Raw genomic sequence first — 22,238 nt, 5'->3', positions numbered from 1 at the left:
CTGCAATTTCCTGTTCCTTTTTTGTCACAAGCCTGAAATCACCAGGCCTGGTAAAAAGGAATACACAATGACCACAACGCATTTCAAACTCAAACCCTTAACCGCCGTTCTGATCGGCCTGGTGCCCACTGGCGTGGCACTGGCTCAAAGCACTTCGTCCACGGACCAAACTCAATTGGCACCGGTGACAATCCAGGCAGACCTGCGCGAGAGTCAGGCCAGTGACATGGCCACCAGCCTGACGGTGTACGACAGTGCGGACCTGAAGGACCAGGGCGCGACCCACACCGATGACATCCTGCTGACCACGCCCAATGTGAACGTTTCCAACCAGAACGCACGTGTCCGTCACATCCAAATTCGCGGCATTGGCGCGCGCGACGACTACACTGGTGCCCCCAACAGCAGCGTGGGACTGGCCATTGATGGCATGGATTTCAGTGGCCTGGGCGGCATCGGCAACCTGTTTGACGTTCAACAGGTGGAAGTGCTGCGTGGCCCGCAAAATACCCGTTATGGCCAGGCCGCCATCGGCGGACTGATCAATATCCAGACCAACGACCCCACGCCCTACCGGGAAAGCATGGTGGAAACCAGTCTGGGCGAATACGGTCATACCGAAGTCGGTCTGATGACCTCTGGTCCAGTCAGCGATGCCCCGGATGCGACGCAATACCGCATCGCCGTGTTCAAGCACAAAAGCGACGGGTTTTATGAAAACGACACACTCAATCGCAACGACACCAACCAGAAAGACGAGCTGACTTTACGCGGCAAACTGCGCGTCTTTGCCACCGAGGACACCACCGTAGATTTGAGCCTCCTGCACGCCAATTTTGACAATGGCTATGACGCCTGGGCCAAGGACAACACCTTTACCACGCTGTCCAATCAGCCGGGTGACGACAATCAGCGCTCCAATGCTGGCTCGGTCAAAGTCACCCACACAGGCGCCGAAGCGTTTGACCTGATTGCCACCACCGGCCTGACCAATTCCGACATCAAATACAGCTACGATTACGACTGGGACACCGATGACTATTATTTTGACAATCGCAAGCATCATCGACAGTGGACGCAGGATCTGCGCCTGGTTTCCAGCCAACCGGTTAAAATCGGCGAGCAATCCTTTGACTGGCTGGTGGGGGCCTACGCCTCTGGCATGACGGAAAGCAATGACACCCTGAGCGTTTATTACGGGGAAGAACGTGGGCAGTCGGATTACGACCACCGCAAACTGGCGGCCTATACTCAGATTGATCAGGCCTTGACCACGCGTGACACCCTATCTTATACCCTGCGGGTGGAAACCAGCCGTCAGGATTTTACGCTGGACAAGGTCTCTTATGGCACACAGGTGGACAATGATTTTGACACCTCTGAGACCTTATGGGGCGGATCACTGGCCTACACACGTGACCTGAGCGATAGCCTGACCGGTTATGCCTCGATCACACGCGGTTTTAAAGCCGGCGGCTTCAATACAGGCAGCAACAGCACCGACCCGGATCAACTCTGGTTTGACGCTGAAACCTTATGGAATTACGAAACCGGCTTCCAGGCCGAGTGGCTCAACCAGACCCTGAACACTGACGTGACCGCCTTTTACATGGATCGCAACAACCCTCAGATGGATGGCTACACCTACGTCGGCGCCGAATACATTTTCTACAAAGAAAATCTCGACTCGGCCAAAAACTACGGACTGGAAACCAGTTTTGACTGGCAGATGAGCCCGCAATGGCAAACCTTTGGCTCGCTTGGCTTGCTTTACACGGATGTCACCGGCACGCCCTTGAACAGCTCACTGGAAGTGTCCGACCGTGATCAGGCGCACGCGCCCAATTATCAATTCCAATTGGGTGCTCAGTACCGACATGCCAGCGGCTTTTTCGCCCGAGCCGATATGCGCAGAATGGACAGCTTTTACTTTGACAACGTCCACAATGCCCGTTCCGACTCGTATCAGTTGTACAATGCCCGAATCGGCTATGAAGGCAAAGACTGGGAAGCCTATGCCTGGGGCAAAAACCTGACCGACGAGCGCTATGCAACCCGCGGTTTTTATAATGCCTTTTTGCAGAATCAGACCTATCTGCGCCTGGGTGACCCACGTCAATTTGGCCTGACCGCTCGCGTTTACTTCTAAGGAGACCGTCTATGCCCAATACCCAAAAAAACCAGGGGTTTGACCAATACGCTGAACTGTACGATCAGTGGTTTGATGACAACCCGCGCCTGCACCAGGCGGAAATCAACGCGATTGAAACGCTGATGCCGACCGACGACACCGGTCGGCGTCTGGAAATCGGTTCCGGCAGCGGACAATTCATGGGGCCGCTGAAAATTGACCTGGGCGTAGAGCCATCCAAAGGCATGCGCCAGCGCGCCGAGCAGAAGGGGTTTCAGGTCAAGGCCGGCACCGCCGAAGCGCTTCCGTTAGACGATGCAAGCTTTGACTGGGCGCTGTTTGTCACCTCTCTGTGCTTTGTTGAAGACCCGATGAAAGCCTTAACCGAAGCGCACCGGGTGCTGAGTGACGACGGGCAGATCGTGATTGCCTTTCTGGAAAAAAACAGCGAACTGGGCCGTCAGTATGAGGCCCACAAAGAGCAAAGCCCCTTTTACAAGGATGCGACGTTTATGAGCGCGGACGAGGTGATGGGGATGCTGGGCCAACTCGGTTTCCACCATTTTGATTCGGTGCAGACACTGACCGCCGAGCAACTGAAAGCCGTGAAAGACGAGGCCATTACGCTCAGTGTAATGAACGGCCATGACCAAGGCGCGTTTGTGGTGATTAAGGCACAGAAATAACCAGGCCTGGTGATTTGTTGATGATTCAGCCAAGTTGATTTTTGTGCTCACGCTTTTTTACAGCGCAGGAGCATATATCTCCCTTTTTTTGCTTGTGCAAAAAAAGAGACGAAAAAAAGCACACCCAGCGGTTGAGTGCCGATTTTTTAAGTTGATATTGGGTCTTGTCATCACAAATGAGATCGGAGGCAACCGTCTTTTTGACCAGGCCTGGTTGTTTTCAACCTGAACAGGCAAAACGGTTCATAACAAGTGGTGCAGTGAGCAATGCTTGGGATAGTCGTCCCCATCACAAAGATTTCGTTGTGCTTCTTGGTTTTGACACAGGAAATGCCCCTTGCGCCTGTTTGAGCGAAGCGAGTTCGCAAGGGCCCTGTGGCAAAGCCTAGAATGCACAGAAAGCGTGTGCTGGGTGTGCTTTTTTGGTTCGTTTTTTACACACGTAAAAAATGAACACCTCCAAAATCGCACAGCAATCAAGAAAAAGCACAACGCAAAACCGGATCAAACCGCTCACTGAAAAAAAAGGAAATACAAATGGCTCTGCAAGTTTCAATCGACATCAGCATGTACCCACTCAGCGACGATTATCTGCGTCCCATTCAGGCGTTCATTGATCGTTTGCACGAACTGGATGGGGTGCAGGTGGCCTGCAACACCCTGAGCACACAAGTGTTTGGGGACTACCATACAGTCATGAGCGCCATGACGGACGAACTGGAAGCCGTGTTTTCGAAAAATCCGCACACGGTGTTCGTAATGAAACTGGTCGGCACCAACCGTTGCGGGTTTGATCCCGAATGATGGAGGCGCTGGACCAGGCCTGGCAACAACTGCACACCTTTTCCGGGTGGGAAGCGTTGGCCACGTTGCTCGGGCTGGCGTACATTGTCTTTGCCATTCGTGAATCGCTTTGGGCCTGGCCCTGTGCCTTTTTCAGCACGCTGATTTATACCTGGCTGTTCTGGGATGGCCAGTTGCCCATGCAGGCATTGCTCAATGCCTACTATCTGATCATGGCAATCTATGGCTTCTGGCTCTGGTCCACGCACCCGCCTTCGCCCACCCCGGCACGCCATGCAACCCCATTAAAGGTTCATCGCCTGAAAACCTGGCAGCACGGCGTGTTCCTGACTCTGGGCAGTCTGCTCACCATCGTAGTGGTGCAAGCCATGCAAAGTTTTGAGTTGTCCCGTGCACCCTGGCTGGATGCGGGCGTCACCGTTTTTTCCATGCTCAACACCTATCTCATGGCGCGCAAAGTCCTGGAAAACTGGCTCTACTGGCTGGTGATCAATTCCGCCGCCATGTGGTTGTACTGGGACAATGGGTTCTATTTCACGGTGCTGATGTTCGCGGTGTATTTTGTGATGGCGGTCATTGGCTTTTTTCAATGGCGTCAAAGTGCGCGGGACGCTGCAGCCAAGCATTCAGGGAATCTTCACCCAGCACATTCAGGCTAAACAGCAGCAACCGATACACCCACCGGACCCGAGGCAGACTGCCCTCCAGTTTGTTCAAGCTCTGGGCGCCACCGGCTTCACGATACGCTCGGGCCAGTGTCTGCGCCTCGGGCGCATCGCACAAATATTCCAACAACACCCAGTCCAGCACGATGGGGGCGGGCGTCAACGCGTCCCAATCCACCAAGGTCAAAGCGCTGTCGGCTGCCTGATCTGACGGAGCCGACGAGCCCGAGGCAGGCGGGCACAAAAACTGATCCGGGCGTAAGTCCGGCAGACTCCAGCCCCACTCAGTCTCTTCCGACTGCAAGGCCCTTTCTGCCTCGGTTAAAATCGATGTCAGGCTGGCGCCCAGGCCCGCGGTCTGTGCCCATTGGATCAATGCCCGGCACTGCGCTGCCTGCTCGGGGGCCTCAAAAAACGCCCGCAGCCAAAGGCCGACTTGCTGCGGCCAGTGCTCACGCGCAAGCTGATCTATGGGCGCCTGATCCATGGGCGCCTGATGCATGGCCGACAGATGCTGCGCCAACGGTGGCATGGCTCGTGTCCAATCCTTTGTGTCAGGCTCCATGCCATGGACAAATCGGGTCAGCGAAACCGTAAAACCATCCTGCGTGGACCAGGCCTGACTGAGCGTAGGCACCGCCAGCGGTGTCAGAGTGCGAGCACGTTGGTAAAGACCGGGCAAATCACGCGTCTGCTGAGCAAAGGTGGCGCCGAAAAGCGCTTCGAATCCCTGCCAGAATTGAGCCTGGGCCACCCCGTCCGGGTTCGGAATCTTGAGCATATACCCGGGCGGACCCGACAGTCTGCGCGCCCCTTCAAACACCCGATACAATTGGTGCGAACTGTCCGAAAAAGCCAGGGGTTGCGCCTCCAGCGCCACGGCCTCGCCCAGTGACTCGCTCACAAAACGTTGCCAATGCGCCAACGACGCATTTGTTTTCGGTGCGGGATCAGCCCTCAAGACGGCATCGCTCCATTATTGAATGAAGGGCCCGGCCGCGCCTAGAATAAACGCGATCACCCCCAGGGTCAGATTCACCGCAATCACCGGGCGAATTCGGCTGTTCAAGGTTTTGCCCGCCTCGGCAAAGTCTTCGGCGTCCACCTGACGTGAAAAGCGTTTGTAAAACACAAAATACAACCAGGCAAACAACCCCAGCATCAGCCAGCCGATGCCGATCATGGTTAACAAGTAATGCGGGCCATTGCCGCCGAACCGACCGAAGAAATCGCCATAGCCGCTGACAAACAAAAACAGAATGCTCAACCAGACGTAAAAGAAAAAACGACGAAACACCTGCTGCCACAAGCGCAGGCGCTCAGGTGGTTCCAGACTGACCACCGCCGAGGGGCGCAACACCCGATAGGCGAAAAACATGCCGCCGACCCAGATCAGGGCCGCGATCACATGCAAACTCAACCAAAACGCACTGATCATAGTACTGTCCTTTTTAACGTGAAAAAAACCGACTATCTACCTGGCCCGATAGGGAGCTGCTTCATCAGGTTCTCTGTCGCGCTTACAACTTTGATTCCTCTGCGATCTCGAATGCATTCATTTTTTGCTTGTGCAAAAAACGAACCAAAAAAGCACACCCAGCAGAAAATTTCTGTATCACTAGGGCTTGTCGCTGGCCGCTTGCGAACTCGCTTTCGCTCGGACAGCGCAAGCGGTGCCCCAGCGCCTTCACCCAGTGTCACCACGAAATTTTCTGATGGGATCCTGACAACCCCAGCGGTTGAGCACCGATGTTTCCAGTTGGTATTGGATCTTGTCATGACAACCGGGCACAATAGCAATCGTCTTTTTGACCAGGCCTGGTGTTTTTTTCACGAATAACAAGCCAATCGTGCCACAAGGAATGCTTGGCGAAGTCCCCATCACAAAGATTTCGTCGTGCTTCTTAGCTCTGTCACAGGAAATGTCCCTTGCGCCTGTTTGAGCGAAGCGAGTTCGCAAGGGCCCTGTGGCAGGGCTTAGAAACGCACAGAAAGCGTGTGCTGGGTGTGCTTTTTTGGTTCGTTTTTTACACAAGTAAAAAATGAACGCATGCAGGATCGCACAGCCATCCAGATTAAAGCACAACATAAAACCTGACCAAAGCAATCATCAAAAATCACCAGGCCTGGTCATTTTTAACCCCGTCCAACCAGTTCAAACGGGATTCAGAGCGGCTGAATCACCAGCGCGTCTTTTTTAAACAACGGGATCAACAAACGATTGCGCTTGGTGTCCCACCCCAGATCCGCTGGCGAGGTTAACCCGCCGAACAGCTCCGTCACCGTGCCTTGACCGGCATCGATTTCATAGATCGCTTCACCCGTCCAGCTGGAGACAATAAAACGACCTTCGCCCATGTTCAGCAGCCCATCGATGCGATTATGCGGAGGCTTGGGAAGCTCAGTCCGGTTTCCGCTGGCGTCCAGACGAAACGCTTCGCCGGAGAAGATGGTGACCACGACCAAACCGCCGCCGTCAGACACCACGCCATTGGGCACGCCCATTTCGCTGTCCTGATAAATCGGCGTGATCTTGCCGTCAAAGGTCACATGATAAATGGCATCCGTGCCCGCCGGTTTGAATCCCGGCGCGACCCCGCTGTCGGTCACATACAAACCGCCTTCATCCGCCAGCGCCAGACCGTTAAGGAAATTCACCCCGGAAAAAATCATGCTGGCGATCTGCTCACCGGTTTTGATGTCAAACTGATGCACCCGGTCAATGTCGGCGACAAACAGAAATTCATCGGTCGCGACCATGCCCTTGGGCGCATTCAGATGAATCTGGTTACTGGCCCCATCGATCCATTTGAGTTCCATGACCTGACCGTCAGGACTGACTTTGGAAATAAAGCCATTGTCGTCTTTGGCAAACGGGCTGCCATGGATATTGGCCACCAGATACACATCCTGGCTGGCCACATACTCCATCGATTCGGGCGTGGCGAACCCGGCGTTTTCGACATGTATGGCCTCACCGCCAGCCCACGTCGTGCTACTGACAAACATTGCAGCCCCAGCCAACCATTGCATCCATTGTTTCATCCGACCTCCTCGTTCATACTGGTCTGTTGATTCAACCCACATTTGGTCCATCATGTTTATCTGATTATACGATCTTCAAACGTCTTATTTGGGCAATCCCCCCAAAAATCTTGCAAAAATTGAGTAAGATAAAGTGATATAAAGAATTGCACTCAAATCTCTTCTAGCCAGGAAAGTCAAAACGATGCCGGCCAACGTCCACCCCAAAACCAAAGCACTGAAGCTTTCGCTGCTCTATGCGGCCGTGGCCGGGGTCTGGATTCTGGTCTCGGACCAACTGATTTCAGCGCAGATTCTGCAGACCGTGTTTGGCGCCCATGGCCAGACCGCCAAAGGCCTTGCGTTTGTGCTGGTCACCGCCGGCCTGCTGTTTCTGCTGCTGACCTATTGGCTGCCACCGCCAAAACTGGATGAATCCAACATCAAACCGCTCAACCGAGGCCTGATCTTTACGCTGACAGGTCTGCTTGCTCTGGTCCCGATCATTGCCGCCATGATCGTTTTCCTGCAAACCCCCGTACTGGAGCGGCAAACCCAGGACCAGTTAAAAATACTGGCGCAAAACAAAACCCATCAGCTTCACCGCTGGTACCAGGAACGCCAGGCCGATGCGCAGATCATCCAGAACGATCGGCTGCTTGACCAACGTCTGCAAAGCTTCCTGTCGAATGAGTCGGCCCAGACTCCGGGAGAGGACAGCATCATTCGTCAACGCCTGAAAGACCTGCACCGCTTTTACCAATACGAAGGGGTAGAGTTGTTGGATGCCAACTATGAAACCCGCCTCCAATTTGGCCGCTCATTTCAAGACACAGTTGCACAGTTGCCGGTACTCAAACGAACCCTGGCCAAAGCGGCGGCGTCCGGACAGGTACAAACCACCTCGTTTTATCGCAACGTGGATGACACCCATACCCACCTGGACTGGGTCATTCCCATTCAAACGTATCAGGGCCCGCTTTCCACCCAAACACTGGGCTACATTGTGGTTCACGCCGGACCGGAAATGTTCATTCGCAAACTGCTGGCCCCATTGACTGAAACAGGGAAAACCCTGCAGTTGGCACTCATGCACCGGCAGGACGATGCGCCCTATCAACCCCTGTTTGCCCAAGAGGGCAACCAGGACAACTTTTTAAAAAAAAGCTGTTTTCTGGAAACCTTTCAACCCCAGCTTCAGGCCATGACCGCCAGCACGCACACCACCACCTTTTGCGATCACCAGCAAGCCTTGGTCGCGGTCACGCCGTTTGAAACCGTCGATTGGCTGGTGGTGGCGGCCATGGACCGCAAATACTTACTGCAGGAGCTTTACGTTATTTTGCTTTGGGTGGTCTTGATCAGCCTGATCATCATGAGCGCCCTGGGTTACGCCATCTGGTTGCTTTGGCGCCAGCAGGAACGCCTCTACCAGATGCAGTTGACGGTTTCCAACAACCGTTTGCAACATTTTCTCAGCGTCAGCCCCAACGTGCTTTATGTGCTTCGAGGGACCGAGGAAGCCGTGCAAGTTGACTATGTCAGCCCCAACATCAAAGCCCTGTCCGGTTTCTCGGCCAAGGAGGCCAGCCAGCCAGACTGGTGGCGTGACCATTTGCATCAAGCCGATCAGACCGAAGCCGAGCGTTTCCATCAAAACGCCCAGCGTTCGTCAGACAGCGGCAAAACTTTTGCCCATGAATTTCGCTTCTATGACAAACATGGCAAGGTCCGCATCATTCGGGATGAATTTCGGGTGTTCCGGTTGAGCAGCCAGGAAGTGGAAGTGGTTGGCACCTGGCAGGACCGCACCAATGAAAAAGCCCAACAGGAGCAACTAAAACAGGCGCAAGTCGTGTATGACGCGACTCAGGAAGGCATCATCATCACCGATGCCGAGCAGCACATTCTCAACGTCAATGCGGCCTTTGAGCGCATCACCGGCTATCGCCTGAGCGAAGTGCGCGGACAGACCCCGGCCTTTCTCAAATCAAACCGACATGATCGCGATTTTTACCGGCACATCTGGCGCAAAATCAAACAGGACGGCACCTGGCAGGGTGAAATCTGGAACCGACGCAAAAACGGCGAAACCTACCCTGAATTGCTCAGCATCACTCAGGTCGATGATGAACGGGGACAGGTGCGCTACTACATCGGTGTTTTCAGCGACATCTCCAAACTGAAAGACTCGCAAGCGGCCTTGAATTACCTTTCCAGCCACGATGCGCTTACGGGGCTGCCCAACCGCGATCAACTGATCGAGTATCTCAATCAGCTGCTGGCCCCAAAAAAACCCCAACCGTTTGCGGTGCTCATGCTGGATCTGGATCGGTTCAAATACGTCAATGAAAGCCTGGGGCATGAAATTGGTGACGCCCTGCTTAAGGCCGTCGGCAAGCGCTTGCGTCAGAACCTTCATGCCAATCAGATGCTGGCCCGATTCGGCGGCGACGAGTTTGTGGTGGTGATGCCCCAGCTGCCTCACCAGGAAGATGCGGCAAGACAGGCAGAAACCCTGATCAAAAGTCTCAACCAAAGCTTCCAACTGAATGAACACACAATCCTCAATGCCGACGTCAGCATCGGCATCAGCCTGTACCCGTATCATGGGACCGATGCGACCACATTGATCCAGAACGCTGATGCAGCCCTGCATAAAATCAAAAGCAGCGCCAACAATGAACTCTATGCCTATTACACCTCGGAACTGACCGAGCTGGCACACCGTCGTATTGATATGGAAGCCCGCCTGAAACAGGGGCTGATCAACAACGAATTAGAAATGCTGTATCAACCTCAGGTTGATCTGCACACAGGTGAAGTGATTGGCGCCGAAGCTTTGATTCGCTGGCAGGACCCTGAGAGAGGCTTGATTTCACCGGATCAATTCATCGACCTGGCCGAAGAAACGGGCCTGATCATCGACATTGGTGACTGGGTCCTCAAAACCGTGTGTCATCAGGGACGCACCTGGTTGGACCAGGGACTCAATCCGGGCCGACTGGCCATTAATCTCTCCAGCCGCCAGTTCCAGGATGTCAACGTCATTAAGTCCATTGAAACCAACCTGGCCACCACACAATTGCCACCGCATTATCTGGAAGTTGAGATCACAGAAAGTTCTCTGATGCACTCTCAGGAACGCGCCGCGCGGCGTTTCACCCAATTACAGGCCATGGGCATTGCCATCGCCATGGACGATTTCGGCACCGGTTACAGCTCGCTGGCGTATCTGCGCAACCTGCCCATTGATGTGCTCAAAATCGATAAAATGTTCATCGACGGCATCGGCCAGGACCCGCAAACCGAGGAAATCCTCAAAGCCACCATTACCATGGGGCATTCGCTGGAGATGAAAGTGCTCGCAGAAGGCGTCGAGACCCGTGAACAGAAAGACTTTCTGACACAGCATGACGCGGACTATTATCAGGGCTATTATTGTGCCAGACCTTTATCCGCCGACGATTACGCAAAACTGATCGCCCCGGACCAGACGTGACATTTGCAATACCACAATCAGTAACTTTTATTGTCAAAATGACCCCAAAAACGTTACGCTAAATTCAACTCAATCATCCATATAACATGGGTGCAGGCAGGATCATGACACTACATCGTTTCTTCAATCGCAATTGTGCCTTTACGCGCAACTTCCCGCGAATCAAGCCATACTTGCAGTGGACGCTCCTGTTTTGCTGGTTGTTGGGCATGTTCTGGCTGTATGAAGATGCCAAACGCACCACGCACCAGCAGATTTATTCAGAGCTCAGTGAAAAAACCACCCTGATCCAACGCCAAATCGGCTTGAGTTACATGCTGGCCTACAGCATGGCCGAGCAAATGCAGAAAAACATTGAACTGGCGAAAATGGGGCATTTACAAACTTACTGCTCGGACCGGTTCATGCAATACGAGCAGACTTGGGGTCTGTCACCCTATGATCTGACCGATCGAGACCATTGCCTAGAGGCCAACATATCGGGCCTTGGAAACTACGCGGACATCAGCGAACAAGTGCGTCAGGAAGTGGATGCGGCCCTGGCGCTGGACATCGACATTAAGACCGATCCCATCAATCACATTGAATTTGCCTGGTCCTACTACACCTCCAGACATGACTTTATTCTGTTTGCCCCGGCGGTGGAACCCAGCCAGTTTCAATTCAGCCGAGATTTATATAACAAGCCGTTTTGGACCATTGCCACCCCGGAAAACAACCCTCAGCGCCAGTTTCGTATCTCGCCCATTTATCAGGACGCGGCGGGCAAAGGCTTTATGATTTCGCTGTCCTTACCGGTTTATGTGGACGATGTCTTTTACGGCGTGGTGTCACTGGACCATACGCTGGCGTCCATACGCAAAACATTGGAAAACCGTCTGGATGGCGCGACACTTCTGGTGAACGGCCAGAATCAGATCATTTCCGCCCCCTATGACTTTGAGCCAGGCACCCAAGTTGCCCTGGACGCACCCTTGTACGAGTTGGCACAGCGGCACGAGCCGGGGTTGAGCCCGGAAAAAATGGTAATGCCCGTGATCACCGACCAGTTGTATCTGGTGCACTACCTCTACCCGAACGGGCACACTCAGGTCGTATTGCGCTCCATGACGTTGCAGGGCTTATTTTTTACCTCACTGATTCTGGTCCTGATGCTGCTCATCTGGCTGTTTGAAGTCTTTCTGAAAATCAACCGCATTGCCATCCATGATGAATTGACCGAACTGCTGAACCGTCGAGGGGTGGAGCAAAAAGCAGAATGGCTGTTTGAACTGGCAGACCGCAATGACCAGCCGGTCAGTGTACTGTCCATGGATCTGGACCATTTCAAACGCATCAATGATAACTACGGCCACAACTATGGTGATAAAGTGATTGCCGCATTCGGGCATCATTTGATTGAACACGCGCGTAAATCCGATCTGGCCGGACGCATGGGTGGGGAGGAATTTATTATGCTACTGCCCAATACCGATCGCGATCAGGCATCGGTATTGGCCAAACGACTGCTTGACACCCTGCATGCCAAACGCATTTCCGATCAGGACATTCAAATCACCACCAGCATCGGCTGCATTGAACGTCACAAGGGCGAATCACTGAACACGGTGCTCAAACGGGCGGACTTGGCTTTGTACGCGGCCAAGGACCAGGGGCGTGATCGCATCAGTTTTGAACCGGAATCCGAAAACGACTTCCCGACTCAAAACAGTGAACAGACGACATAAAAAAACCCCGATGATCGTTGGATCACCGGGGCGTTTCGTATGGTGCGGATGGGGAGACTTGAACTCCCACGGGTTTTACCCCACAGAGACCTGAACCCTGCGCGTCTACCAATTCCGCCACATCCGCTTGAACTGGATGCCGCGGATTATCCGCGAACTCCCCTGACTTGTCAAGCAAAAATTCCAACGCTCTCCTGCCAAAAACGCATCCAAAACCACAAGGACTGGTGGTTTTTTGATTTGTGTCTAAGATTATTTTTGTGCTCACGCTTTTTTACAGCGCAAGAGCATATATGTCCCTTTTTTTCTCGGCTTACCCCTGCGGGCGCCGAGTTCTTCGTTTGCTTGTGCAAAAAAGAGACGAAAAAAAGCACACCCAGCAGAAAATTTCTGTGTCACTAGGGCTTGTCGCTGGCCGCTTGCGAACTCGCTTACGCTCGAACAGCGCAAGCGGTGACCCAGCGCCCTCACCCAGCGTCACGACGAAATTTTCTGATGGGACCCTGACACCCCCCGGCGGTTGAGTGCCGTTTGTTTAAGTTGGTATTGGGTCTTGTCATACCAATCGAAACCGGATGGCAGCCGTCTTTTTGACCAGGCCCGGTTGGTTTCAAACTGAACAGGCAAAACGGTTCATAACAAGTGGTGCAATGAGCAATGCTTGGGAAAGTCCCCATCACAAAGATTTCGTTGTGCTTCTTGGTTTTGTCACAGGAAATGGCCTTGCGCTGTCCGAGCGTAAGCGAGTTCGCAAGAGCCCTGTGGCAAAGCCTAGAACGCACAGAAAGCGTGTGCTGGGTGTGCTTTTTTGGTTCGTTTTTTACACACGTAAAAAATGAACACCTCAAGTATCGCACAAGCATAAAATTTAAAGCGCGATAAAAAACCTGATCAAAGCACAAATCACCAGGCCTGGTGAAAAACCCACCCAAACAACCTGGCTATATCGGTTTCAGCCCCTCGCAATCAGCTTTGCACGGGCCCGACCCAGACCTGCTGCACGTTGACAAACTCGCGTATGCCGTGCGGCCCCAGTTCGCGACCATAGCCCGAACGCTTGATTCCGCCACTGGGCAGACGCGGATCGGTTTTAACAATGCCATTGATCGACACCTGTCCCGCTTCAATCTCACGGCTCATGGCCTCGGCTTTAGCCGTGTCCGCAGTCCAGATAGACGCCGCCAGACCATATTCCGTGTCATTGGCCATGGCCAATGCCTGCTCCGCGCTGTCGGCTTTCATCACCACCGCAATCGGGCCAAACGTTTCTTCACAGGACGCCTGCATGCCGGGTGTGACATCCGCCAACAAAGTCACGGGATAGAAAAACCCCGGGCCGGACGGCATCTCTCCGCCCAACAGGCATCGAGCCCCTTGACGGATGGTTTCGGTCACCTGACGGTGCAGCCCCTGACGCAAATCGTCGCGTGCAATCGGCCCCACTTGTGTGGTTTCCTCCGCCGGATCGCCCATCTTGAGGGCCGCCAAATGCTCGGTTAACTTGTCCACAAACCGGTCATACACCGGCGCTTCCACAATCAGTCGCTTGGCCGCAATGCAGGACTGTCCGGCATTAATGATGCGAGACAAAGCCAAAACTTCCGCCGCCTTATCCACATCGGCGTCGGCCAGCACGAGACTGGGATCGGAGCCACCCAGCTCCAGCACCGCGGGTTTGATGTGCTTGGCCGCCAGTGAAGCCACCTGTGACCCGGCAAAGCTGGACCCGGTCAAGGACACTGCCTGCACAGCCGGATGTTCAATGATGCGAGCTACCTGGTCGTTGTGCACGCGCATGTTTTGAAAGAGGCCACGTGGGGCACCGACCTTTTCAAACAATTCGGCAATGGCTTCGGCGCAGGCGGGCACATGCGAATCATGCTTCATCAGGCAGGTGTTGCCCGCCATCAATGCCGGCGCGCCAAACCGGAACGCCAGCCAGAAGGGCGCGTTCCAAGGCAAAATCCCCAGTAGCGGCCCGAGGGGCAAGTGCTGAACATAACTGTGCGACGCATCCGATTGCAGCGTCTGTGGCGCCAGATAGTCGGCGGCATGCTCGGCATAATGCCGGGCACACCAAGCGGCTTTTTGCACCTCACCGCGAGCCTCTTTGATGGGTTTGCCCATTTCCACGGTCATCAACCGAGCCAGACGTTCCTCGTCACTCGCCATCAGATCAGCGACCTGATTCAACAAATCCGCACGCTCATCAAACGAGGTGGTTCGCCACTGTTTAAAAGCCTGCTGGCTCAATTCAATGGCCGAATCAATCTGAGCCGCATCCATGGCCGGAAAGCCTTCCATGGCTTCGCCCGTGGTCGGGTTGGTGGCGACAAACATAGGCGTCTCCTTATTTCGATTTTTTGTGTTTTTTCTTGGCGTTTTTACCGGGTGACTTGGGGGGATTGCTGTCCAGATTCAACGCACTTGGCGGCAGGACCGGACGAGGCTGGTTGAGCTTTTCCCGATCCAGCATGGTGTTGGTTTTGACACTGAAATCCTGCGGTACGTCTTCAAAAAACGACCCGCAGCCGTCTTCGGTGATGTAGAAAGTGTCCGAAATCCCGCAGGATTTGTCCCCATCCACGCCCCACATCCAGGGAATCACGTGAAACGTCATGCCCGGCTCCAGTACCGCACTGTGCCCCTGATACAAACTTAAAATGTAACCTTCGTCCCAGCTGGGCGGAAAGGCAATGCCGATCGAATACCCGGAACGCGTAATCAGCTTGGCGCCCAGCTCGTTGTCGGCGATGATGTTGCGCAGCATGTTGTCGGCATCCGACACCGTCATGCCCGGACGCAATTCTTTGCGCGCATGGGCCAGCGCGGTTTTCATCGTCTCCTGTGCCTTGTAAAAACTGTCGGTAAGCTCGCCGCAGACCACCGTGCGCATCATCGCCGTGTGGTAACGACGATAGGACCCAGCGATCTCCAGAAACACATGCTCGCCCGGCTGAACTTCGCGCCCTTCCCAGGACGCATGACCGATCATGGTACGCGGTCCCGAGGTCACATAAGGCATCACCGCCGGAATCTCGCCACCGGCGGCAAACATAGCACGGCTGATCTCGGCCCCAATTTCATTTTCAGTCACCCCTGGCTGACAGGCATCGATACCAGCCTGCATGCCTGCCTTGGTGGCAATGGCCGCTTTCTGCATCACCTCCAGCTCACAGGCGGATTTGCAGACCCGCCCTTCTTCCACAATCCCAAAACAGTCCATCAGGCGACTTTTGGTAAAGCTGGTGTGGAAAGTGTCCTGATGATAGGCCGGGAAGAAGTAAGAATTGCGCTCGTAGCCGATGGATTTGCCCACCAGATTGAACTCCAGCAAAGAGGAAATCAACATCTGGATGGCGTCACCGGTATCCGGGTAAGGCCGGGTGATCTCCACCCAGGTCCGTGCGTGGACGTTGGATTCTTCCAGTTTGCGCGTGATCATAAAGGGTTCGTCTTCCAGCGGCACCACCAGCGCCTGAAAAAATGAATAACCGGTGGTCTGATAATCGGTCAGATACATCAGGTTTTCCGGGTCGGAAATGATCACCGCATCCAGCAATCGCTTGGCCATGCGCTCCCGCAGGCCCTGGATTCGTCGTTCGTACTCCTCATACGGGAACGTCATGTCATCGCGTTTTTTCATGGTCTACCCCTTTACACACGCAGCCAAGGCATCGGACAAAATTTCCAGGCCTTCAATCAATTCGTTTTCAGGAATGGTCAGCGGCGGGATCAACTTGATCACCGAGCCACCCACACCACAAGGCCCAAACAGCATGCCGCGATCAAAACAGGCCCGCGCCACCGCTTTGGCCAGGGCACCGTCTCCGACATCCAACGCCTGCATCATGCCTTTGCCGCGCACACTGAAGCCCTTGTCCGGGTAGGTCTGCGCCATCTGCTGCAGGGCGCCGGCCATAATTTCCCCTTTGTCGCGTACCTCGGACATCAGGCCATCGTCTTCGAAATAACGCAGGGCTTCACGCCCGGCGACAAATGAAAGGTTTTGCCCGCGGAAGGTGCCGGTGTGCTCGCCCGGCTGCCAGTGCTGGTCGTGTTTGGGCTTGACCAGGTTCATCGCCATTGGCGTGCCCAGCCCGCCAATGCCTTTGGCCAGGGTCACGATGTCCGGGTCGATTCCGGCCTGCTCAAAACTGAAATACTGCCCGGTGCGGCCGCAACCGGCCTGAATGTCATCCAGAATCAACAAGGCCCCGAGATCGCGCGCCAGTTTCTCCAGGCCCTGCAACCACTCGGCCGAGGCCACATTGACCCCGCCTTCGGCCTGAATCGCCTCCACCAAAATTGCTGCGGGTTTTTCCGCGCCGCCGGAGGTGTTTTCATAGAGAGCACGCAAGGTATCGAGCATGGCCATGCCACCGCCCGTATTGGTTTCAAACGGACAGTGAGACACATGCGTCAAAGGCACCCCTGCGGCCTGGCGAAAATAGCCATTGGCCGTACAGGCCAGCGCCCCCAATGTCATCCCGTGAAAGCCCTGAGCAAACGCAATCACATTTTCACGCCCGGTAACTTTGCGCGCCAGCTTGAGCGCGGCTTCCACCGCATTGGTCCCGGTCGGTCCCATAAACTGGAGTTTGTAGTCCATCTTGCGCGGCTTAAGAATGGTCTGTACAAACCCCTCAATAAAGTCCCGCTTGGCGCCGGTCATCATGTCCAGACTGTGCAAGACCCCGTCCCCGGCCAGATAATCCATCATGGCCTGTTTCAGCTTGGGGTTGTTGTGCCCGAAATTCAGTACGCCCGCGCCGGCGTAAAAATCGATGTATTCCTTGCCGTCTTCGTCCCATTGCTTGGCGTTCTGACCTTTGACAAACACCGCCGGGTAAGCACGGCTGTAAGCACGAATTTCAGATTCATAGTCTTCAAACCAATCCATTCTTTTCTCCTTTGACACGACGTTTCAAACCACCGGCACCCCGGCCAGGCGACAAAACACACGCATGACCGAATCCAATACCCGGTCATTAAACTGATAATTGGGGCTGTGGCAGGGCTCGCCATACCAGGCCTGGTTATTTTTGCCAGACGACTCGGCCATGCCCACCAGTGCAAACGCACCCGGAATCTGATTGAGGTAATAACTGAAATCTTCCGACGCCATCAGCGGCAGGCGCAAATCCACCTGATCCGACTCTGAACCCAGCTCGGCCTGCAACGCTTCGCGATAAAGGGCCGACGGCTTGGCATGGTTCAAGGTCGGGCCATAGCGGGGACGAATTTCAACCTGCGCGGTCACGCCATAGGTTTGAGCGGTGCCGTGTGCAATCGCATCAATCGCCTCATTAATCGGGGTTTGAAAAGCCGGGTCGGCAAAACGGATGCTGCCTTCAAGCCGAACGCGGTCACCAATCACCGTCAACGCATTTTGGGCGTCAAGGCTGGTCACACTGACCACCGCCGCCACCTGAGGCGGCAACCGGCGACTGACAATCTGCTGCAGGTTGAGTGTGAGGGCACTGGCGGCGAGCAATGCATCGGACGTGGATTCGGGTTGCGAGGCATGACCGCCTCGCCCTTTGAGGGTGATGTGAAAGGTACCATTACCCGACATGACCGGGCCTTCAGGGCAGACCGCGGTGCCCAGCGGCAGTGCAGGCCAGTTGTGCCAGCCGTAAATGGCGTCCACCCCATCCAGCGCCCCGTCGTCAATCATGGCTTTGGCCCCATGCCCGCCTTCTTCAGCCGGTTGAAAGACCAGAGACACCGGACCGGGAAGCGCCGCCTCATGGGTCTTGAGCCACTTGGCCGCCCCCAAGAGGGCTGCCATGTGCCCATCGTGACCGCAGGCATGCATGATCCCCTCTGTCTTAGAGGCAAAATCCAACCCGGTGGCTTCCGTAATCGGCAGCGCATCCATGTCGGTACGCAGGGCGATGTGCTGGCCTTTGGCGGAGGGCGCCAGCGTGGCCACGCACCCATGCTCGGCGCAAGGGCGCCAACGAATGCCCAGCTCATCCAGTCTGGCCCGGACATAACGGGCGGTGCCCGCTTCCTGCCAGGTCAGTTCCGGATGCTGATGCAACCAGTGTCGCGTCGCTTGCGTTTCTGTCAGGTGCGCCTGCCAATCCAGCGTCATACGCCCTCCGTTGGGAGTTTCACTTCATCTTCACACAGTTTCTTCGCAAAGAAAACACGCCCTTGAAAAATCGACCATTGATTTTTTTTATTGTGGTCTCAAACGCCCTATGCGAAGCCTGTTCCCAACTGAAAAAAAGCTAATAAAACAAAAGGATAAGGTAAAAAACCACCAGGCCTGGTAAAAAAGACAGCGAGAGGCAGCACCAAAAGAGCGCAGTGTCGCCACATTTTGGGCGCGACGGCCGATTCAATTAAGTCGCGCGGGGCAGGCAAATACCGAAGCAGCTGCCTTGCGGCGTGTTAGGGCGGTAGATCAAATCGCCCCCCTGAAGGGTCATCAGTTCTTTCGAGATGGCCAGCCCGACACCGGTGCCTTCGGTCACGCCACCTTCGCGCCCCAGACGATTGAAGGGTTCAAACAGCTGAGACACTTTGTCGGGGTCTATGCCGTAACCGGTGTCGCACACCCAGAGCGTCATCGCCGGAGAAACACCCTGGGAGGTCGATTCGTCCAACGCCAGCGAGACCTCTCCACCCGAGCGATTGTATTTGATGGCATTGGACAAAAGGTTCAGCAAGGTCTGTTTGAAGCGTACCCGGTCGGCCTGAACTTCAATCTCCGGTAAGTCCGGCGATATAAGGGCCACGTCAGCCGACTCGGCCAGCGATCGGACCAGCGAGAGGCTTTCATCCACCACAGAGGACAAAGACACCGGGTCACAGTTGAGCTGCACTTTACCGGCTTCGATCTTGGACAGGTCCAGCACCACATTGATCAGATCCAGCAGATGCTCGCCGGCCTGAACGATTTCACGCACGTTTTCCAGTTGCTCGTCGCTCAGCGGATCCATGTCGAGCAACTGAGCGTAGCCCAGAATCGAATTCAACGGCGTGCGCAACTCGTGGCTCATGCTGGAGAGGAATTCCGATTTGGCCCGACTGGCTTTTTCCGCATGGTTGCGCTCATTGACGATTTCTTCGTGCATGCGTTCCTGCACCGACAGCATTCGGCGTACATAAATGAGCGCCCCGTAATTTTGGGTAAAGGGCTGTAACAATTCCACCAGCGAGTCGTCATAGCCCTCTGGCCGATTCGCCAACCCGACCATGCCCACCAGCTGATTGGCGTAGAACACAGGGATGCCCAGAAACGCATTCAGGGCCGGGTGGCCTTCGGGCAGTCCGCGGGCACGCGGATCAGTGTCCGGGTCATTGCTGATGACCACGTATTCGCTCGTGAGTACCTCACCAAACAAGGTGTCCAGATTGGTGAACTCAAGCCCTTCGTCTTTGGCTTCATAACTGGCATAAAGCGCACGGGTTTCCTCATTCCAGGCGATGTCGGTCAATGCCAGCGTCTTAAGATAGGGTTGGCCTTCGTCGTCATAATGCACCTCGCCGATGAAGCCATACTCGCTCTGCGTCACCGCAATCACTTTGTCCAGCAGAAAGTCAGCCACCTTGCGCAGGTTTCGTGTGACCATGAACTCATTGGTGGCCTGCCAAAGCACTTCGAGAATGTCTTTTTGCTGCATCAAGGCCCGCTCGATTTCAACGGTGCGGCTGACATCGCGAATCAGGACGGTAAAGCCACGCTGATCGCTTTGTTTGATTTCACCGATGGCCGCTTCCACCGGGAACACCCGGCCATTTTTGTGACGCCCTTCCACGCGCCCTTTGCGCCCCATCATATTAGTCACCTTCAGACGCGAAGCATCGAACTGACGCACATGCTCTTCATGCGCTCGCCGGGCCTGAATGGGCATCAGCACTTTGACATTCTGCCCCAGCAGTTCTTGCGGGGCATAACCGAACAGCGTCTGCACCGCCGGGTTGACATCGACGATGTTGGCGTGGCAATCGGTTTTGATGATCGCATCCGGTGCCGAGTCCACAATGGCTTCCTGTTCGGCCAGTGCCCGCTGCAATTCTGCCCGGGCCAGCTCCAGTTCGTGGGTACGCGTCGCAACCTGATCGCTCAGCTCCTGGGCGTGACGCCGCCCTCGGCGGCGAGCCTGGATCACTAACCAGAACACCAGAACACTCACGGTCAGCACCCAAACCACCACCCAGAAAATCCACTCGGTCATCTCTCGACTTTTCGTCTGTTGATAGTCGATCAGATCGCTTTTGACTTGATTGAACGAGTCGAGCACGCGGCCATTGTATTCGGTCAACAACATGTCGGCGCGATTCTGGATGGGCAAAATCCGGTTATAAAGCACGCGTTGAGCCGCTTGAATGGCGTCAAAATCATTGACCAACGACTGAAAATACAGCTGTTCGGCCAACCCCTCATTCAACACCGCCAGCTGGCGCTGCAAAATACCGGCCCGCTCGGGATCGGTTTCCAACGCGCGCAGCTGCTGGCCTTTTTCCACAATGCTTTTACGGGTGATGTTGAGATGACGCTGCAACGCTTCGCGTCGATGGGGCTCGGTCTGTTGAGTCAGGGCTTCCAGCTGCACTTTGAGCTGATTGCGCAACCCGTACATTTTGGAAATGATTTCGAGCTTGCTTTGTTCGAGGGCAAAGGTATTAAAGCGCTCGTTTTCGCTTGCCTCGTAATCACGGTGCACCTGATAAAGAGAAAACACCGAGCCCATAATAAAAATAAACCCGGCGGCCAGCAACCACTCATACCAACCTTTCTGATACAGCTTATTGATCATCCAGCCAGCCCGGTTCGTCATTTTGTTCAAAACGGCAGGTGACCGTCCGCCCGCCATTGCTGTAGGTCAACTTGGCTTCTCCCAGGGCACTGGCCATCATAATCCCGCGCCCATGGGTATCCATCATTCGCTCAGCCGTAAACGTCATAAAGGGCTGATGGTCAAAGCCATCCCCCATATCGGTGATTTCCACAATGATCTCTGCGCCCCGCCGAACCACACTGACGGTGACAAAACGATCGGCGTATTCGGGTGATTGCAGGCGTGAATGAATTTCCGATTTCAGCGTGCCCGCTTCAATCAGTTCGCTTTTTTCGTCATATTGAATGCCCAGATTGCCATGTTCGACCGCATTGACCATCAGTTCATACAAGGCGATCACACTTGACTTGGGCTGGCGGGTAAAACGTGACACCACTGCGGCAAGCTGAGTGGCTTCGTCGAGGGTCCGATACTGAAAACGGGCTTCGCTCAGCAGCGACAGTGTGTCTTCAAGCCGTGTCAGCCTCTCCAGGAGGGCCTGATGCGTCTGGAAGTCCGCCACCGCCGAGGCGATCACCTGCTCCACCACTTTGAGGTTGAGCGGCTTGTTCAGGTAATAAAAGGCACCGGCTTCAATGCCTTCCTGGATCGACTGCTCATCCGTAAGCGCGGTTTGCAAAATTACGGGCAAATGCTCACAACCGGGCAACTGGTGAATGGCTTTGAGCAGTGCCATGCCATCCATATTCGGCATCATCCGATCCGTCACCACCGCACTGAAGTACCCCGGTGGTTGACTGGCAATCAGTTGGTAAGCTTTCTGCCCATCCACCGCGGTGTCATAGGGATAACCCAGTTTTTCCGCCAGGCGACTCAACAGTTTCAACGCCTGAGGGTGATCGTCGACCAGCAGTAATCGTTGGAACGCTCGCTCCGACAT

General features: G+C 54.7%; 15 protein-coding genes and 1 tRNA gene. 6 read left to right on the top strand and 10 right to left on the bottom strand.

Annotated elements, in window-relative coordinates:
• Nucleotides 1-67 precede the first annotated feature (67 nt).
• From AVO41_RS01610 to pnuC, 4 genes are all read left to right on the top strand, one after another.
• Complete coding sequence (locus AVO41_RS01610; RefSeq protein ID WP_068581622.1) at nt 68-2,149, top strand: TonB-dependent receptor; 2,082 nt, start codon at nt 68-70, stop codon at nt 2,147-2,149.
• A gap of 11 nt (nt 2,150-2,160) precedes the next feature.
• Entirely contained in the window at nt 2,161-2,817 is a 657-nt protein-coding gene (locus AVO41_RS01605) for a class I SAM-dependent methyltransferase (protein ID WP_068581619.1), read from the top strand.
• Between the two features lie 537 nt (nt 2,818-3,354).
• Complete coding sequence (locus AVO41_RS01600) at nt 3,355-3,621, top strand: YkoF family thiamine/hydroxymethylpyrimidine-binding protein (protein ID WP_369793263.1); 267 nt, start codon at nt 3,355-3,357, stop codon at nt 3,619-3,621.
• Nucleotides 3,618-4,280 (top strand): nicotinamide riboside transporter PnuC, encoded by a 663-nt coding sequence (gene pnuC, locus AVO41_RS01595; RefSeq protein WP_068581616.1) that lies wholly within the window; start codon nt 3,618-3,620, stop codon nt 4,278-4,280. Before AVO41_RS01600 ends, pnuC begins: the two co-directional genes overlap by 4 nt.
• Here pnuC and AVO41_RS01590 read toward each other — a convergent pair.
• From AVO41_RS01590 to AVO41_RS01575, 3 genes are all read right to left on the bottom strand, one after another.
• Nucleotides 4,195-5,190, bottom strand: a complete 996-nt coding sequence (locus AVO41_RS01590) for a hypothetical protein (protein WP_153003451.1) — start codon at nt 5,188-5,190, stop codon at nt 4,195-4,197. The genes pnuC and AVO41_RS01590 overlap by 86 nt on opposite strands.
• Before the next feature lie 72 nt (nt 5,191-5,262).
• The gene (locus tag AVO41_RS01585; RefSeq protein WP_068581609.1) at nt 5,263-5,724 is read right to left on the bottom strand and encodes a CopD family protein; all 462 of its coding nucleotides are present in this window, start codon (nt 5,722-5,724) and stop codon (nt 5,263-5,265) included.
• A gap of 728 nt (nt 5,725-6,452) precedes the next feature.
• On the bottom strand, nt 6,453-7,331 hold the full coding sequence (locus tag AVO41_RS01575) for an SMP-30/gluconolactonase/LRE family protein (RefSeq protein WP_068581602.1): 879 nt from the start codon (nt 7,329-7,331) through the stop codon (nt 6,453-6,455).
• 184 nt (nt 7,332-7,515) lie between these two features.
• Here AVO41_RS01575 and AVO41_RS01570 point away from each other — a divergent pair, with 184 nt between their 5' ends.
• Nucleotides 7,516-10,812 carry a GGDEF domain-containing phosphodiesterase gene (locus tag AVO41_RS01570; protein ID WP_068581597.1) on the top strand — a complete coding sequence of 1,099 codons (3,297 nt, stop codon included), beginning with the start codon at nt 7,516-7,518 and terminating at the stop codon, nt 10,810-10,812.
• Between the two features lie 104 nt (nt 10,813-10,916).
• Nucleotides 10,917-12,539, top strand: a complete 1,623-nt coding sequence (locus AVO41_RS01565; RefSeq protein ID WP_160326771.1) for a sensor domain-containing diguanylate cyclase — start codon at nt 10,917-10,919, stop codon at nt 12,537-12,539.
• Nucleotides 12,540-12,579: 40 nt separating this feature from the next.
• Here AVO41_RS01565 and AVO41_RS01560 read toward each other — a convergent pair.
• The 7 genes from AVO41_RS01560 to AVO41_RS01525 form a co-directional block, all read right to left on the bottom strand.
• A tRNA-Leu gene (locus AVO41_RS01560) sits at nt 12,580-12,666 on the bottom strand.
• An 839-nt stretch (nt 12,667-13,505) separates the two neighbouring features.
• Nucleotides 13,506-14,879: an NAD-dependent succinate-semialdehyde dehydrogenase gene (locus AVO41_RS01550; protein WP_068581587.1), complete on the bottom strand. Its 1,374-nt coding sequence runs from the start codon at nt 14,877-14,879 to the stop codon at nt 13,506-13,508.
• A gap of 10 nt (nt 14,880-14,889) precedes the next feature.
• A complete protein-coding gene (gene doeA, locus AVO41_RS01545) occupies nt 14,890-16,185 on the bottom strand; it encodes an ectoine hydrolase (RefSeq protein ID WP_068581584.1) in 1,296 nt (431 codons plus the stop codon).
• 3 nt (nt 16,186-16,188) lie between these two features.
• Nucleotides 16,189-17,442, bottom strand: a complete 1,254-nt coding sequence (gene ectB / locus AVO41_RS01540) for a diaminobutyrate--2-oxoglutarate transaminase (protein ID WP_068581581.1) — start codon at nt 17,440-17,442, stop codon at nt 16,189-16,191.
• 24 nt (nt 17,443-17,466) lie between these two features.
• The gene (gene doeB2 / locus AVO41_RS01535; protein WP_068581578.1) at nt 17,467-18,642 is read right to left on the bottom strand and encodes a N(2)-acetyl-L-2,4-diaminobutanoate deacetylase DoeB2; all 1,176 of its coding nucleotides are present in this window, start codon (nt 18,640-18,642) and stop codon (nt 17,467-17,469) included.
• Nucleotides 18,643-18,895: 253 nt separating this feature from the next.
• Nucleotides 18,896-21,337, bottom strand: coding sequence for a PAS domain S-box protein (locus AVO41_RS01530; protein WP_160326770.1), 2,442 nt, complete (start codon nt 21,335-21,337; stop codon nt 18,896-18,898).
• Nucleotides 21,306-22,238 (bottom strand): response regulator, encoded by a 933-nt coding sequence (locus tag AVO41_RS01525; RefSeq protein ID WP_068581572.1) that lies wholly within the window; start codon nt 22,236-22,238, stop codon nt 21,306-21,308. The genes AVO41_RS01530 and AVO41_RS01525 overlap by 32 nt, the downstream gene beginning before the upstream one ends.

This window comes from Thiomicrospira sp. WB1 (genome assembly GCF_001507535.1).
Taxonomy (GTDB): Bacteria; Pseudomonadota; Gammaproteobacteria; order Thiomicrospirales; family Thiomicrospiraceae; genus Hydrogenovibrio.
The sequence above is the reverse complement of the archived record's forward strand: the minus strand, read 5'-3'. Positions and strand labels throughout refer to the sequence as shown.